The organism is Nitrosomonas sp., from assembly GCF_040240425.1.
GTDB lineage: Bacteria > Pseudomonadota > Gammaproteobacteria > Burkholderiales > Nitrosomonadaceae > Nitrosomonas.
Map to the genome: position 1 here is coordinate 1 of NZ_QPHG01000052.1, position 16,113 is coordinate 16,113.

General features: G+C 48.0%; 13 protein-coding genes, 1 tRNA gene and 1 pseudogene. 5 read left to right on the plus strand and 10 right to left on the minus strand.

Translation table 11 applies throughout. The features are described 5' to 3' along the window. From DU481_RS14335 to DU481_RS14345, 3 genes and pseudogenes are all read left to right on the plus strand, one after another. Positions 1-92 (plus strand): annotated as a pseudogene (locus DU481_RS14335) (IS1595 family transposase); the annotation flags it as partial. A 22-nt stretch (positions 93-114) separates the two neighbouring features. After that, entirely contained in the window at positions 115-564 is a 450-nt protein-coding gene (gene dut / locus DU481_RS14340; protein WP_350135617.1) for a dUTP diphosphatase, read from the plus strand. Continuing rightward, positions 564-1,004, plus strand: a complete 441-nt coding sequence (locus DU481_RS14345; RefSeq protein ID WP_350115669.1) for a DUF192 domain-containing protein — start codon at positions 564-566, stop codon at positions 1,002-1,004. The genes dut and DU481_RS14345 overlap by 1 nt, the downstream gene beginning before the upstream one ends. 4 nt (positions 1,005-1,008) lie before the next feature. On the opposite strand, the gene ffh is transcribed toward DU481_RS14345, so the two are convergent. Beyond that, on the minus strand, positions 1,009-2,358 hold the full coding sequence (ffh, locus tag DU481_RS14350; protein WP_350135619.1) for a signal recognition particle protein: 1,350 nt from the start codon (positions 2,356-2,358) through the stop codon (positions 1,009-1,011). 140 nt (positions 2,359-2,498) lie between these two features. Between ffh and DU481_RS14355 the strand changes: the two genes are divergently transcribed. Further along, complete coding sequence (locus tag DU481_RS14355; protein ID WP_090320905.1) at positions 2,499-3,341, plus strand: cytochrome C assembly family protein; 843 nt, start codon at positions 2,499-2,501, stop codon at positions 3,339-3,341. Between the two features lie 62 nt (positions 3,342-3,403). Here DU481_RS14355 and DU481_RS14360 read toward each other — a convergent pair whose 3' ends face one another. From DU481_RS14360 to rnr, 9 genes are all read right to left on the minus strand, one after another. Further along, on the minus strand, positions 3,404-5,509 hold the full coding sequence (locus DU481_RS14360; RefSeq protein WP_350135621.1) for a RelA/SpoT family protein: 2,106 nt from the start codon (positions 5,507-5,509) through the stop codon (positions 3,404-3,406). A 173-nt stretch (positions 5,510-5,682) separates the two neighbouring features. Continuing rightward, complete coding sequence (gene rpoZ, locus DU481_RS14365; RefSeq protein ID WP_090320910.1) at positions 5,683-5,889, minus strand: DNA-directed RNA polymerase subunit omega; 207 nt, start codon at positions 5,887-5,889, stop codon at positions 5,683-5,685. 82 nt (positions 5,890-5,971) lie between these two features. Then, entirely contained in the window at positions 5,972-6,589 is a 618-nt protein-coding gene (gene gmk / locus DU481_RS14370) for a guanylate kinase (protein WP_350135623.1), read from the minus strand. Between the two features lie 30 nt (positions 6,590-6,619). Then, on the minus strand, positions 6,620-8,236 hold the full coding sequence (locus DU481_RS14375) for an HDOD domain-containing protein (RefSeq protein ID WP_350135625.1): 1,617 nt from the start codon (positions 8,234-8,236) through the stop codon (positions 6,620-6,622). A gap of 396 nt (positions 8,237-8,632) precedes the next feature. Then, complete coding sequence (locus DU481_RS14380) at positions 8,633-9,271, minus strand: thiol:disulfide interchange protein DsbA/DsbL (protein WP_090320916.1); 639 nt, start codon at positions 9,269-9,271, stop codon at positions 8,633-8,635. 88 nt (positions 9,272-9,359) lie between these two features. Beyond that, positions 9,360-10,172 carry an SPOR domain-containing protein gene (locus tag DU481_RS14385; RefSeq protein ID WP_350135627.1) on the minus strand — a complete coding sequence of 271 codons (813 nt, stop codon included), beginning with the start codon at positions 10,170-10,172 and terminating at the stop codon, positions 9,360-9,362. Between the two features lie 24 nt (positions 10,173-10,196). After that, positions 10,197-11,954: an arginine--tRNA ligase gene (gene argS, locus DU481_RS14390; RefSeq protein ID WP_350135629.1), complete on the minus strand. Its 1,758-nt coding sequence runs from the start codon at positions 11,952-11,954 to the stop codon at positions 10,197-10,199. 100 nt (positions 11,955-12,054) lie between these two features. Next, positions 12,055-12,795 carry a 23S rRNA (guanosine(2251)-2'-O)-methyltransferase RlmB gene (gene rlmB, locus DU481_RS14395; RefSeq protein ID WP_350135631.1) on the minus strand — a complete coding sequence of 247 codons (741 nt, stop codon included), beginning with the start codon at positions 12,793-12,795 and terminating at the stop codon, positions 12,055-12,057. Between the two features lie 87 nt (positions 12,796-12,882). Then, the gene (rnr, locus tag DU481_RS14400) at positions 12,883-15,147 is read right to left on the minus strand and encodes a ribonuclease R (protein WP_350135633.1); all 2,265 of its coding nucleotides are present in this window, start codon (positions 15,145-15,147) and stop codon (positions 12,883-12,885) included. Positions 15,148-15,204: 57 nt separating this feature from the next. On the opposite strand from rnr, the gene DU481_RS14405 reads away from it, so the two are divergent. After that, a tRNA-Leu gene (locus DU481_RS14405) sits at positions 15,205-15,289 on the plus strand. Positions 15,290-16,113: the final 824 nt, after the last annotated feature.

Below are 16,113 nucleotides of genomic sequence, written 5' to 3' on the forward strand. Positions count from 1 at the left end.
TGCACTTGAAAGAAACCGAATTTCGTTTTAATCATCGCCGTGATAATCTCTATCATGAAATTCTTAAATTGTTACGTTTAAACCCGCTTTAACTTCCTAAGACCCTAAAAAAGAATGAAAAAAATCGATATTAAAATTCTGGATGAGCGTTTGCATGAACAGTTGCCGGCCTATGCCACGCCAGGCTCAGCCGGATTGGATTTACGCGCATGTATTGAGCAACCGATGACGATTAATCCGGGGGAGACCAGCTTGATTCCAACCGGCATTGCGATTCATCTGGCCGATACCGGGTTGGCGGCATTGGTATTGCCACGCTCAGGACTCGGTCATAAACATGGCATTGTCCTGGGAAATCTGGTCGGACTGATTGATTCGGATTATCAAGGACAAATTCTGGTCTCCTGTTGGAACCGGGGACAGACGTCATTCCATTTGAATCCGCTGGAACGCATTGCGCAGCTAGTGATCGTTCCCGTGATTCAGGTTGAATTCAACCAGGTGGACAGTTTCGATCAAAGTCACCGGGGCGAAGATGGGTTTGGCAGCACCGGCAAGCATTGATGCGCTGGTTTGCAATACAACTGATTGTCTTGGGATTGCTGCCTGCCGGTGCTTATTCCTCTGAAGTTAACGTTATTCCATTGACAATATCTGGCTATGAAATTGCCGCGGAAGTGGCACATACCCAGCTATCACGCTCGCAGGGGCTGATGTACCGGGAATCGCTGGAAGAGAATACCGGCATGCTGTTTGTTTTTCCGGGCAGCGGTTATTACAGCATGTGGATGAAAAACACCTATATTCCGCTGAGTGTTGCTTTTATCGATGTGCGCGGCGTCATTCTGAATATTGCCGAGATGCAGCCAGAAACATTGACGTCGCACGATGCGGCGGGAATGGCGAAATATGCGCTGGAAATGAATAAGGGATGGTTCGCGGCAAGAAAGATAACCGCAGGCACCCAAGTCACCGGGTTGGAACGGGCGCCTGCCGCCGATTGATGAGTTAATGCATGCGAGGTATCATACCTTTGAGTCCACGCATCATTTTAGAGATCCCGCCTTTATTCATCATCTTCATCATTTTCTGAGCTTGCTCGAATTGCGCCAGCAGGCGATTGACTTCTTGTACGGTAACACCCGCACCCGCCGCGATGCGGCGCTTGCGTGAAGCTTTGAGAATTTCCGGTTTGGTGCGTTCCTGCTGAGTCATGGAATTGATAATGCCTACTGTGCGGTGAATTATTTTGTCATCCACTTTGACATTCTGCGCCGCCTGGCTGAATTGCGCCGGCAGTTTATCCATCAACGCGCTCATGCCACCCATCTTGTGCATTTGTTGAAATTGCGCTTTGAAATCATTCAAGTCGAACGACTTGCCTGATTTCATTTTCTTCATCAGTTTTTCTGCTTCTTCTTGGTCGGCATTGCGTTGTGCTTCTTCAATCAATCCCAGCACGTCACCCATGCCCAGAATACGCGATGCCATCCGATCCGGATGGAAGATTTCGAGTCCGGTTAGTTTTTCCGCGACACCGGCGAATTTAATCGGTTTGCCTGTAATGTGCTTGACCGATAACGCAGCACCGCCACGTGCATCACCATCGAGCTTGGTGAGAATGACGCCGGTTAGCGGTAATGCATCGGAAAATGCCTTGGCCGTATTGACGGCATCCTGCCCCTGCATTGCATCCACGACAAACAAGGTTTCGATCGGTTTCAGCAATGCTTCCAGCTCGCTGATTTCCTGCATCATGGCTTCGTCAATACCTAACCGGCCGGCAGTGTCGACGATCATGACTTCATGGTGATGCCTACGTGCAAAATCCAATGCCGCTGCGCCGATTTCGCCGGGTTTCTGCCCATCTTTAACCGGGAAGAAATCAGCGCCGGTTTGCTGGGCCAACAGTTCCAGCTGATGAATCGCGGCCGGGCGGTAGATGTCACAAGACACTAACAATACTTTCTTTTTCTTGTGTTCCATGATCCACTTGGCCAGCTTGCCGCTGCTCGTGGTTTTACCGGCGCCCTGCAAACCCGCCATGAGGATGACGGCAGGGGGGACTGTCGCAAGATTAATGTCGGTTTTTTCTCCCCCCATAATGGTGATTAATTCCTGGTACACTACGCCAACTAAGGCTTGCCCAGGGGTGAGGCTGCTCATGACTTCATGGCCGATGGCTTTTTCTTTAATGCTGGCAATGAAATCTTTGACGACCGGTAAAGCGACATCGGCTTCCAGCAACGCCAGGCGAATCTCGCGCAAAGCATCCTGGATATTGCTTTCCGTAAGCCTCGTTTCTCCGCGTAATGTTTTAATGACGCCACTGAGACGGCTTGTCAGGTTATCAAACATACTGTAAACCTCATAAAATAAGATGAATTTAGAACAATGGGCGTATCCGGGATTAACAAATTCCGGGTGAGTACTTTGAATTTGTTAACGTGCCATGTAGACTTAACAGTTATTTCTGCCTCTTAAAACTGATACCCTCAATGACCAGCATTTTAACTTATCCTGCGGCTTTTTTGCTTTATATACTGATCGGTTGGTATTTTTGGCGCACTACGTGGGGGCAATCTTCATTGCCCGCAAATGATCGTGCACCCGCATCGGTCACTTGGATGCATTATGCCATGCTTATTCCTTTGTCATTGCATGCCATCACACTTTATCAGTCGATGTTTGCTGGTGCGGGATTGAGTTTCGGGTTAAGCAATGCAATTTCAGTGATTGTTTGGTTGACTGCCTTTATTTACTGGTTCTCTGGATTTTTTCAACGGTTGCAAGGACTGCAAACGCTGGTTGCGCCCGTTGCCGCAGCTTCCGCTATTGCGGTTTTATTGCCGCTGTTTTTTCCATCGCTGCGAACACTCGAGAATACCGAGCTGCCGGCATTTAAAGCGCATTTGCTGGTTGCCATGATGGCCTACAGCTTGCTGACCATCGCGGCATTGCATGCTTTACTGATGACCGTGGTGGAGCGCCAATTGCATCATCCGGCCGCGCGTTCGGTGCTGACGAATTTGCCGCCGCTGCTGGCAATGGAAAAATTATTGTTTCACATTATTTGGGTTGGTTTTATTTTATTGACGCTGACGCTTTTAAGCGGTGTGATGTTTTCAAAAGAAGTGTTTGGCCAGCCTTTGACTTTTTCACATAAGACATTGTTCGGTTTTATTTCCTGGGGAGTGTTTGCGGCTTTACTGACCGGGAGGCAGTTTTACGGCTGGCGGGGGCGAATTGCAATTCGCTGGACGTTGGCGGGATTTGTCACCTTATTACTTGCCTATATTGGCAGCAAGTTCGTGCTGGAGATTATACTAAGCCGTTATTAGCAGGATTGACGCCCACGGCATAGATTCTAGCGGGTAGTTTTATTGCCGCTGTGTAAGCAATATCAGCCCTTCGTGCGGCTGATTTTTGCGACTTCCCGCAGGTGTCTCAAACTGCGCATAACTCGGGCAAGGTGATGTCTGTTGTTGACTTGCAGAATAAAGCGCATATGCATGAAGTCGTCTTCGCTTTCCATGGCGATATCGTCAATATTGGATTCGGCTTTGGCAATTTCAGCGGCAACCCTCGCCAGTACCCCTTGTTTATTCGCCGTTGTGACCTTGATGGCGGCTTCAAAGGTTCGAGTGATATCTTTACCCCAGGTTACATCCAAATAATTTTCCGGATTCTTCCGATTGCTGGTGACATTACCGCAATCATGCGTATGGATGATCAATCCGGAATCCTTTTTGATCACACCGATAATGGCGTCTCCGGGAATAGGGCGGCAACATTTGGCGAACTGAACGGTGATTCCCTCGGTTCCCAAGATCGTGATCGGGCCTGCTTTTTGCGCGGGAGAAATGGATTCCATGGGAGAAGCCAGGCGTTTCGCTACAACGGCTGGGAGTTGTTTACCCAGCGCCATGTCGGCCAGCAATTCCTCTTTCGATTTGACGCCACTGTCGCGTACTAATTTTTCCCACTGCGCTTCGGTAATCGTATCCGGATTCATGTTAAAGGATAGCAACGCTTGATTGAGCATGCGTTCACCTAATTTGACCGATTCGTCATACTGGATGGTTTTGAGGAAATGACGAATATGCGAGCGTGCTCTGCCGGTTGCGACATAACTGAGCCAGGCGGGATTGGGTTTGGCGTATGGGGCGGTGACGATTTCAACCCGATCACCGCTTTTCAGTTTGGTACGCAATGGCGCGTTTTCACTGTTAATTTTTACCGCAACACAGCAATTGCCTATATCGGAATGCACAGCATAAGCGAAATCGACAGCAGTTGAACCCCTTGGCAGGGAAAGAATTTTTCCTTGCGGGGTGAAAACGAAAACGTCGCCTGGGAATAGATCAATCTTGAGATGCTCCAGGAATTCCATGGAATCTGTTGAGTCGCTGAGTGTTTCCAGCAGACTTTGCAACCACTGGCTGGTTTTTAAGCGCAGATCATTGAAATCGCCATCCGAGCTTTTATAGAGCCAATGCGAAGCGACGCCGTTTTCGGCGATCCGGTGCATACTGGCGGTGCGGATTTGTATTTCAATCGGTATACCGAACGGGCCCAATAATGTACTGTGCAGCGATTGATAGCCATTGGTTTTGGGAATGGCAATATAGTCCTTGAACTTACCGGGAATGGGTTTGTATAAGCTGTGCAGCATGCCTAGCGCGACATAACAGGACGGAATGTCTTTAACAATCACACGGAATCCGTATATATCCAGCACTTCGGAAAATGATAAACGTTTCTCCACCATCTTCATATAAATACTGAACAAATGCTTTTCCCGCCCGGTCACGTCCGCATCGAGTCCTGCTTCTTTTAATTTCAGGTTGATGGCATCGAGAATCTTACCCACGACTTCACGCCGGTTGCCCCGCGCGGCCTTGGTGGCTTTTTGCAGAACACGGTAACGCAATGGATAAGAATAGCGGAAACCCAATTCTTGCAGTTCCTGGTAAATATTATTGAGCCCCAGCCGATGCGCGATCGGGGCGTAAATTTCCAGGGTTTCGCGGGCAATGCGACGTTGTTTTGCCGGCAGCATGACGTCGAGTGTTTGCATATTATGCAATCGATCCGCCAGTTTGATGAGTATGACCCGCACATCGCGCGCCATGGCCAACAGCATCTTGCGGAAATTCTCGGCTTGCGCTTCTTCTTGCGTTTGGAATTCGATTTTGGTCAGTTTGGAAACACCGTCAACCAGTTCCGCTACCGGTTCGCCAAATCTTTCGCTGATTTCCGCTTTGGAAATAGCCGTGTCTTCAACCACATCATGTAATAAAGCGGCTGTCAGCGTGGGAGCGTCAAGATGGAGCTTGCTCAGAATTCTCGCAACCGCAACCGGGTGAGAGATATAGGGCTCGCCGGATTTGCGGAATTGGCCGGAATGCGCCCCTTGGCCGAAAGAATAAGCATTTCTAAGTTGAGTAATATCCTCCGGCTTGAGATATTGCGATGTTTCTATGAATAGCTGTTCTGTTTCTGGCATAGCGTTTTATAAATCCCCTATATGCCAGCCAAATCATGCGCAACTCATTATTCGAGTTTTAACTTGGATTGGCAACCGGTTACAGGAGCATCCGCAATCGAGGCATTGGCTGTTGGCATGCATCCCGCGGTAAAGAGATGACGATTTAAGACAGTCTTAGTACAAAGGCTGTATTACATGTTTCTGGGATTCAGTATATCCAATCCTATTTTGCCTTGCGAGATTTCGCGCAACGCGATGACGGTCGCTTTATTGCGTCCAGGTTCCACCAGTGGAGCCGATCCGATCGCCAGCTGTCTGGCGCGTGTCGTTGCAGCCAAAGTCATGTCAAAACGGTTAGGTATTCTCTTTAAACAATCGTCAACGGTAATTCGTGCCATCGTATGTGTTCCTATTGTGAGTTATGGATGGATTTTACAATAAAAAGACAAAAAATGATGCCACTATCTGGTTGGAAATGAATTATGACAATTCGGTGATGAGTGCGCGATGTTTTATTATCTGCCGTTCCTTTTTTAAGTGTTCTGCTTTAATAATACAAATCAGATCATTCAGTGCTTCATCAAGCTGATTGTTAATAATAATATAATCGAATTCTGCAATATGACTGACTTCTTCCCGTGCTGCGGACAGTCTCTTCCGGATAACCTCGGGATCATCCTGCGCACGTGTTTTTAAGCGCGATGCCAGCGCATCAGCGGAAGGCGGGAGAATAAAAATGCTGATAGCTTGAGGAAAAATTTGCTGTATTTGTTTTGCGCCCTGGCAGTCGATTTCTAACAGAATGTCCTGTCCTGATGCGGTCGCCTGATTGATCCATTGCTGCGAGGTACCGTAAAGATTGCCATAAACTTCGGCGCTTTCCACAAATTCGCCATTTAGCAGCATGTGCTGGAATGTCTCTTTATTTACAAAATGGTAATCACAACCATCGACTTCCCCGTTACGTGGCGGACGTGTCGTGTGCGAAATCGATAGACTGAGATTTAAGTCCGAGCGCAGCAACGATTTGACCAAGCTGGTTTTACCGGCTCCGGACGGCGCGCTGATGATAAACAAGTAACCTGTCAATTGCGTCATTTTTTGCCTGTCATGTATGCAATCATTATTTTATCTTGAATTAAAGGCTGTCAATGCTTGACCTTTTAATGTCTTGATCAGACGGATTTCGTCTGCGGTAATTCCTTCTGGGGCTTCCGCTTCACGGTTTGCATAGAATAAGCCGATGGGTTTATTGTTTGCTACCAGTGGAAGCACCATGAAGCCGCGCGTATCGGGAAATAGATCTCTATGCCATTGCGGAATCAGAGTATGGATTTTGGCTGTGCAGGCATCTGAAATCAATAGATCGGCATTTCTTTTCAGCGCCAAATGAAACACATCGGGGGAGAATGACATCGGAAAGCTAAACGCTTTCTGGAAGTCCATGTTGTTTTCCCCGAGAGAACTCCGGGCGCGATATTGATTCATTTTAGGATCCCTAAGGCAGAGTGTGATGAAACGAAAGCCCAGGCTATTATAATAAGTTTCCAGAACCAGCATGATCAAACTGTCCAATTTATAATTGCCGGGCGCCATAATTTCACTGACATCCTGTACACCGATCAATAATAATGCCGATGCATTATAGGGCTTGCCGCTGGGATAACGTTGGATAATTTGCGTATTTTCCGTTTCATCATGGCCAATGATCAACTCGCTCAATAAGTCTTCATCGACAGGCATGTTGAATTCGGCACGTGCTATTTCTGTGCATATTGTTTTGTTTCGATCCGCATCGAGCAAGTTTGCATTGATCAGCAAGGCGCGTGTTTCTATTTTCGCATCCAGTATCAGCTGATCCAATTTGGATTTATCGAGATTAAGCGCTTTTCCGAAGCGTGTCAGCAGTTTGTTTTTCAGTTCCGGATCTTCCGGGTTACCCGTTTCTACGACCAGTGGCGCGACCTTTTCACTCAATTCAGCAACTTGTTGCATCCACTCTTGTTTGCTTCTGGCAACACCGAGATTGCCGAAAGGCCTGCTTCTAAGCCCTTGAATAATCGTGCTAGGAATACACCATTTTTCCAGGATAGTTTCTGTCAGGGTATCAAGATTGAACCCCAAAATCTGCATGGATGCTTGCACCGGCGTATGCGTGCCTTGCGTTATGAGCGCCATCATTTCTTGATACAAGTCATGATCATAAGCAGCAAGCAATAAACGGCCAAGGTTCTTGAACAAAGTGGTGATCGCTGTCTCTTCCGCATCGATAAAATGACTGGCCTTGACGAGCTCGCGGCTAATCATACTGGCTGCCAGCGCATGTATTAATTCAGTGCGAACCAGCTCTGCGCGTTTGCCGGACATACCGTCCACCAAAAGCATGGCCAGTGCGCATGTCTTGACTGAGTTAAAACCCAGCAGAAATATGGCCTTAGTGATATTGGTGTTGACTTTGTTGGGTCCGGTTCTGTAGGCGACGGAATTGGATAAGCGCAGAATTTTTTGTGTTAATGAAACATCCGCTAACATGAAGTAGGCTAATTGCTGAAGGGATTGATCATCGGATGAGGACAACTGGATGATGCGTGCGATGGAATTGCCCAGCGCTGGAAGATCGGGATCATGCGTGGCTGCTTCGAGCAGGCGATCTTTGATGGTTTTGGTACGCGTATTTTTTTCTGTAGCAGCTTCCGGGAAGCTGGACGTATCTTCCGAAGTATAGGGTAATTGAATAAATCCCATTTTAAATTTCTTTCAAGAAAAATTGCCATTGGATTGGCGTAAAAATTTTTGCTATTGGTTTTAGATTTTTTCCGCTGAAAATCAAAATCTAATATCAATATATATATTGTTTTTTATTAGCGGCACAAATAAAGGTTAGTTGATAACAGGGTTAAAGAATGCCGTTTTTCTTGAAATAGTTTTGCTGAGATTTTGCCGTCATATACAGCGAGTTTTCTGGTGATATGTATTTTAATGCGGTATTGGATTAGTATTTTCTGGATTGTGGCCGGTTTTGGGAAGGGGAAAATAAAGCACCCCGCCGCAAGCGGCGAGGTGTTGAGTAGGTTTTATAAGTTGCAAGTTAGATTTCAGGGGATGAGGAATTAAACCCGGAAAGATAAAACCAGCGTGCCGCTATTTTTCCTTGCGTACTTTCTCAAGCAATGCTTCCAAAGTTTTGATGGTATCCTGCGGTGAACCGCCCATTCTTCCGCTGGTAAGATACTTGCCATTGATAATCAGTGTGGGAACACCATTGAGCTGATACTGGCGTGACATTTGTGTCGATCTCGATACTTGATTTTGCACCGCAAAGGATTGGTAGGTATTTTCAAATTTCTTTCTGTCAATGCCTTGTTTTTCAATCCAATCGAATAAAACGGATTCGTTATTCAAGTCAATTTTGTCGCGATGGATGGCATCGTACACTTTATCGTGCAGCGTACCGGCTATTCCCATCGCCTCGATGGCATAAAATATTTTTGCGGCCGGAACCCAAGTGGGGCGAAGAATCGCGGGCACATATTGAAAACTGACATCACCGGGAATATTCGCGAGCCATGTTTTGAGATGCGGGTGCAGGCTGTAGCAGTGCGGGCAGCCATACCAGAAGAATTCCAGAACTTCGATCTTGCTGCTATCTTCGGTCGGTTGCGGCTTTGCCAGAACGGTATAGTCCTTACCTTCGACGATGTCGGCGTAGGCTGCGGGCAGATTGATTAAACCAAAACTTAATACTAAGAAGAAAACTGCAACGGCTTGATATCGATTCATGCTATTACTCCTTAAATAAAGTATTTAACGGGGTGCGGCGGGTGATATAACCTTGGGGAAAATGTAACTAAAACGTGGCGATGCACTGTTATTGTAATTTGACAAACTGTGTTTCTATGCCATTTTCTCTGAGTGATGCGCTGGTTTGGTCGCTATCCGTTTTGTTGTTGAACGGTCCGATCCGCACACGGTACCAAGTTCCTTTTTCCGCCAGATCGATCGGTTGTACCGATGCGAATACACCCAGCATCGCGAGTCGCGCTTTCATATTTTCCGCTTCGTCATTTTTTCTGAATGATCCGGCCTGCAGGAAAATTTTCTCTTTCGCCGCTGCGGGAGCTTTGGTTTGCGGTGTTACTGGGGGTTGTTGTTGCGGCTGCGATGGTTGCTTCGGTTCCGCCGGGAGCGTGCGTGGTGGTACCGCAGCGGTTTGTTGCGGAGGAGGAGTGACCGGGATGATAACCGTTGGGCGGGGTGGAACAGGCTGTGGAACGATTTCAGCCGGTTTATTGTTTTCCGGTGTTTTAACGGCTATTTTCGGTTGTGCGGGCGGTTCAGCCGCACGCTTGAAATCCTGGTCAATCTCCGGTTCTTCGATGCCCGGCAGTATTTTGTAAAAATCAAACCGGGGTTTTTCTTCCACGACGGCCAAAGGTTCTGATGGTGCCGATTTTTCCGCGACTTTTGGGGTTTCAGCAGCAGGTTGTGTTTGGTTTTTTTCCGATGAGCTCGCTACTTTGTCAGCCGGTAAAAACGGACTGGGCGCATAATTAAAATATAGCCATATGCCAATTGCACTCGCAAGACCCAATGCGTAACCGACAAATCCGCCAAAAAACGCGGAACCGCCTTTTTCCGGCGTGGATTTTGTTGGTCTGCGGGTCTTATAATCTCGACTCATGTGTATCCTTATACAGTAATCCGGTTACATTTTATCAGGTGCGCTGACGCCGAGTAGCGTCATTCCATTCTTCAGTACTTGGTGGGTAGCTGCAATCAACGCTAGACGGGCGTTTTGCAAGGCAATCTCGGGTACCAGAAAACGTGTTGAATTATAGTAACTATGAAATTCGCTGGCCAGTTCTCTCAGGTAAAACGCGATCAGATGGGGAGAAAATTCCTTCGCCGCCATTTCCACGGTATCGGGGAAATCAATCAATTTTTGCAGCAATGCCAACTCGGCAGGACTGGATAGTTCTGCCGTATCGGCTTCAACCAGATCGGCGGCATCGCCATCCCATTGCGCCAATACACTGCATACCCGCGCATGAGCGTACTGCACGTAATAAACCGGATTCTCATTGCTTTGTGATTTGGCCAGATCCAGATCGAAATCCAAATGCTGGTCACTTTTACGCATTACGTAAAAGAACCGCGCGGCATCCTTGCCGACTTCCTCGCGCAATTCCCGCAGCGTGACAAACTCGCCGGAGCGGGTGGACATGGGTGCTTTTTTGCCGTCGCGGTAGAGCACGGCAAACTGCACCAGAGCGATCTCCAGCTTTGCCGGATCCAGTCCGAGCGCTTGCAATGCGCCTTTCACGCGCGGAATATAACCATGATGATCCGCGCCCCAGATATTGATGACTTGTTCGTAACCGCGCTCGAATTTATTCAGGTGATAAGCGATGTCGGAGGCGAAATAGGTAAATTGGCCATTTTCCCGCTGCACCACCCGGTCTTTTTCATCGCCGAAATCGGTAGAGCGGAACCAGATCGCGCCATCTTGCTCGTATAAGTATTTTTTTTCCTTGAGTAATTGGATGGTACGTGCGACTGAGCCATTATCGTATAACGATTGTTCGGAAAACCACGTATCGAACTCAACGCCGAATTCCATCAGATCGTTGCGGCAATCGCCCAATTGTTCTGTGAGCACAAAATTATGAATATACGCATAATCCTGGCCGAGTACTTTTTTGGCATTGGCAATTAACTGATCCAAATGTTCGTCGGTACTCACGACAGTTTCTATGACACTGACGGGCAAGCCGTCCAACACCAATTCAGGGTGATGCACATAACGCTCGGCGTGTGCCTGATGAATCAAACGGGCCATCGACTTGACATAGTCTCCCTGATACGCGTTTTGCGGGAACGGAATATGGATATCGTTCAGCTCCAGATACCGCAGCCAGGTGGAAAGCGTCAGAATGTCCATCTGACGGCCCGCATCGTTCACATAAAATTCGCGCGATACATTGAAACCGGCAGCGGTCAGTACACTCGACAGGCTGGCGCCAATCGCGGCGCCGCGTCCGTGCCCGACATGCAAGGGGCCGGTCGGATTGGCCGAGACGAATTCCACCTGGATTTTTTTTCCTTGACCAGAATCACTGTGGCCGAATGTCTCTTTGCTTTGTAATACTTGATGCACGCATTGCTGTTTCGCGGAATTTTTCAGGAACAGATTGATAAATCCGGCGCCTGCTATTTCCACTTTTTCCAAATAAGGCGAGGAGGGCAGGGCGCTGATCAATAAATTCGCCACTTCGCGCGGGTTTTTATGCAGCGGCTTAGCCAGTTGCATGGCCAGATTGCATGAATAATCGCCGTGACTGGCCTGTTTGGTGCGCGTCAACTCGATGCGGACATTGGCATCCGGTGTGGCGATGGCATGGGCGGCTGCACGGAATAGCTCGACGAAATGGGTTTTGAAATGTGGGTGAGCAGATGAATTCATGGTTGAGAATAAAGATATAAAATTTTATGGTGTTGCATCATTGTGCATAACGGGAATCGCCGTTGCCGGAAAATGAGCGGTATTTTAGCAGGTGCATAGTTCAGACCAAAGATTGCTGGCGATGCGTTTCAAACAGGCAGATGCCGGCGCTGACAGCGACATTCAGGCTTTCGATACTGCCTTGCATCGGAATCCGCACCAATTGGTCGCAACTCTCGCGCGTCAAGCGCCGTAGTCCTTTTTCTTCGGAACCAAGCACCCAAGCGACAGCGCCCTGGATCGGGAAATGCGTCAAGTCGTATTCCGCATCTTCCGCGGTGCCAAATATCCAAATGTTACGTTCTTTTAATTGATTCAAAGTACGCGCCAAATTGGTGACGGCAATATAGGGCACGGTATCTGCTGCACCGCTGGCAACCTTATAAACCGTTGGCGTCAAGCCCACCGCGCGATCTTTCGGCGCGATCACGGCATGCACGCCGAACGCATCGGCGACGCGCAGACACGCCCCCAAATTGTGCGGATCCTGAATGCCATCCAACACCAGCAGCCGCGCCGGTCCGGTCAGCGTATCCAAAACATCATCCAGGCCGATGTGGCTGCGCGCACTGTCGATACTGGCCACAACGCCCTGGTGACGTTCGCTGCCGGTCATAGCGCTAAGTTTGGCGCTATCGCACGGGAGCAGACGGATTTTCCGGCTTTCGGCCAGCTGGATGAGTGTGCGTGCGCGTTGATCGTCCCGCGCCGCATCGATCAGAATCTCTTTGATGCTTTCCGGATTTTGCCGCAAACGGCTGGTAATGGCATGAAAGCCAAAGATAAAGCGAGTGTTGGACACGTTTTAACCTAAAAACTCCATTGGGAAATGACCGGCTGATTTTGCTGAATGATTGATTTTTGCGCGTATTTTAGAGCAATTCATCATTCATGAATGCGATTTCTTGCCTTTGGCCGGAGTCTTGGTTTTTGCTTGATCTTTTGCCTGACCTTTTGCTGGGGTTTTGACTCGTTCCGGTTTTTTATCCGGCTCGGCTAACACAAAATCGATTTTGCTGGTTTCCAGGTCGACACGGACCAATTTCACGCGTAGCCGGTCGCCGAGGCGGTATTGCTTGCCGCTACGCTCGCCAAGCAAAAGATGCTTGGTTGCATCGAAGTGAAAATAATCACTCGGTAGCTCGGAAATATGCACCAGCCCTTCAACATACACATTATCCAGGGCAACGAACAAACCAAAGCCGGTCACGCTGCTGATCACGCCATCGAAACACTCACCGATTCTATCCTGCATATAAAAACACTTGAGCCAGGATTCGACATCCCGCGTGGCGTCGTCGGCGCGCCGCTCGGTCATTGAGCAATGCAGACCCAGTTCGTTCCAATCGCCGGGATTGTAGGTTTCACTTTGCAAGACTGCTTTAATCGCGCGGTGCACCAGCAAATCGGGGTAGCGACGGATCGGTGAAGTGAAATGGGTATAGGCATCGTACGCCAGCCCGAAATGTCCGCTCAGATCCGGGCTGTAGATAGCCTGTTTCAACGACCGGAGCATGACGGTTTGCAGCAATTGCGCATCCGGTCTGCCTTGAATTTTAAGCAGGGTTTGCGCGTAATCCTTGGCGCCCGGTTTGGTCTTGCCGCCCAGTTGAATGCCGAATTCCTTCAGGAAATTGCGCAGCGCTTCGATTTTTTCCGGAACCGGGCTTTCATGGATGCGATACAGTGTGGTTTGGCCGTTCTTTTGCAGGAAATCCGCCGCGCAGACATTCGCTGCCAGCATGCATTCCTCGATCAAACGATGTGCTTCGGTGCGTTGCACCGGCACAATCTTTTCGATTTTTCCTTGATCGTTAAAAAACATTTGCGTTTCGGTGGTTTCAAAGTCGATCGCGCCGCGTTTTTTGCGTGCCTTGAGCAGCGCTTTGAACAATTTGTAAGTGAGTTGCAAGTGCGGCAGCAGTCCGGTGTGTTCCTTGGCTTCGGCGCCTTTCGGATTGGCCAGGATAGCTGCAACAATGTTGTAAGTCAGCCGCGCGTGCGAACGCATCACCGCAGGATAAAAAACATAATCGAGTATTTCGCCATTTTTCTGGAATTGGATTTCACACACCATGCATAAGCGGTTTTTGTCCGGATTGAGCGAACACAACTCGTTTGAGAGTGCTTCCGGCAGCATCGGAATGACGCGGCGCGGAAAATACACGGAATTGCCCCGGCTCAGCGCTTCCTGATCGATCGCATCTTTGGGTTTGACATAGTGACTGACATCCGCAATCGCTACATATAACCGGTATCCGTCGCCGTTTTCCTCGCAATAAACGGCGTCATCAAAATCGCGCGCGGTTTCGCTATCAATGGTGACCAGCGGTAAATGGCTGATATCTTTGCGTCCTTTCAGTTCTTTCTTTAAAACATTCTTGGGAAACTTGGCGGAGAGTTTTTCTATCTCGGGAGGAAAAATGTACGGCAGATCGTGTTTGCGCAAAGCGATTTCAATCTCCATTCCCGGTGCGGTGTAGTCGCCCAGAATTTCGATAATCTTGCCGATCGGCTGCGTTTGTTTATTCGGTTGCTGGATGATTTCGACAATGACAATTTGACCGGCTATGGCTTTGAGCGAATGCTCCTTGGCGATCAGAATATCCTGGCTGATACGTTTGTTTTCGGCCACGACATATAAAATGCCATGATCGATATACAACCGTCCCACCAGCTGAGTATTGGTATGCTCCAGAACTTCCACGATGGTAGCTTCCCGGCGTCCGCGCCGGTCCAATCCGATTTCGCGTACCAGGACCCGGTCGCCATGCAGCGCTTTGTTCAATTCTTTTGCGCTAAGATACAAATCCGGGCTGGCGTCATCGGGAATCAGAAAACCGAATCCGTCGGGATGGCCCTGTACTCGGCCTTTGATCAGATCGAGTTTTTCCATCACGCAGAGATCGCCTTTGCGGTTGCGGAAAATCTGACCTTCGCGCATCATCGCCGTTAACCGGCGGTTAAATAACTCTTCTTCTTTTTTTGTAATATCCAGTAATTTCTGTAATACCTGCTCAGCCAACGGGATTCCCTGCTGTTGCAAAATCTGCAGAATATATTCCCGGCTTGGCAATGGACTTTTGTAGCGCTCTTTCTCGCGTTTGAGATGCGGATCCAGATTACGCAGTTTTTGATTCTTCTTAATTGACAAAACAATGGTTTCCTATAGAATTACGCGTTCTTTGACAGCCTGACACGGTTGTCGCTTGCCCAGATGGCGGAATTGGTAGACGCGCATGGTTCAGGTCCATGTGCCTTCGGGTGTGGAGGTTCGAGTCCTCTTCTGGGCACCATCAGTACTCATAACAGTTTGTTTGTATGAAAAATATCTTATATTCAAACTGTCTTACCATAAACTATGCCGCAAAAATTGCTCAGTGATTTTTGAGCATTATTTCTAGTGAATTTCTATTATTTCCAACCTTATAGCACATTGGGGATGCTGTGTATTGCTTTAATATAATGGCAATAGGGAAAATTTAAATATTTCCGCACGATCTATTTATTCGACAAGAACAACATTGCGCAGATAAAAGAGATAACGAGCCCCAATAATACAAAAGCAAGTACGGCGCCATTGCCGGTTAGTATAAAGCTTCCGTAGAGGAGCAAGGAAAATACTAATGAGCCGATCATGAGAATTTTTTTCATAGCAAAGTATCCTTTCTAGTAATTAATCAAAGTCCGCTAGAATCATCTGCCTGACTTTTCGTGAATACAGGCGATGGAAACGCCAATGCCGGATTTTTCCGGAACCCGCGCATTCTTTCATCAATGAGAGAAAAGGGCAAAGCCTGTTTTACTTCCTGCAGTAGAATCAATGGCGGAATCGCTATTTCGCGGATCAGCTAGCTTCGATTGCGAATAAAAAGTGATCGCCATGGAATGCGCTGGTACCGCTGAAAATCCAATTGACGTCTATGATTCGTTGACACAAATTCGGTTCACAGTAAATTCAATGATTTGTCAAAATATACATTATTTTGATGATTTGATTTGTAAGAATTCCTAGCGTTGTTTACAGTATTCAGGAGAATACTGCAGATGAACATACACAAACGCACTCGCTTAACATTATTGGATCGTCAGGAAATCTGGCAGCTTTATCAAACCCGGC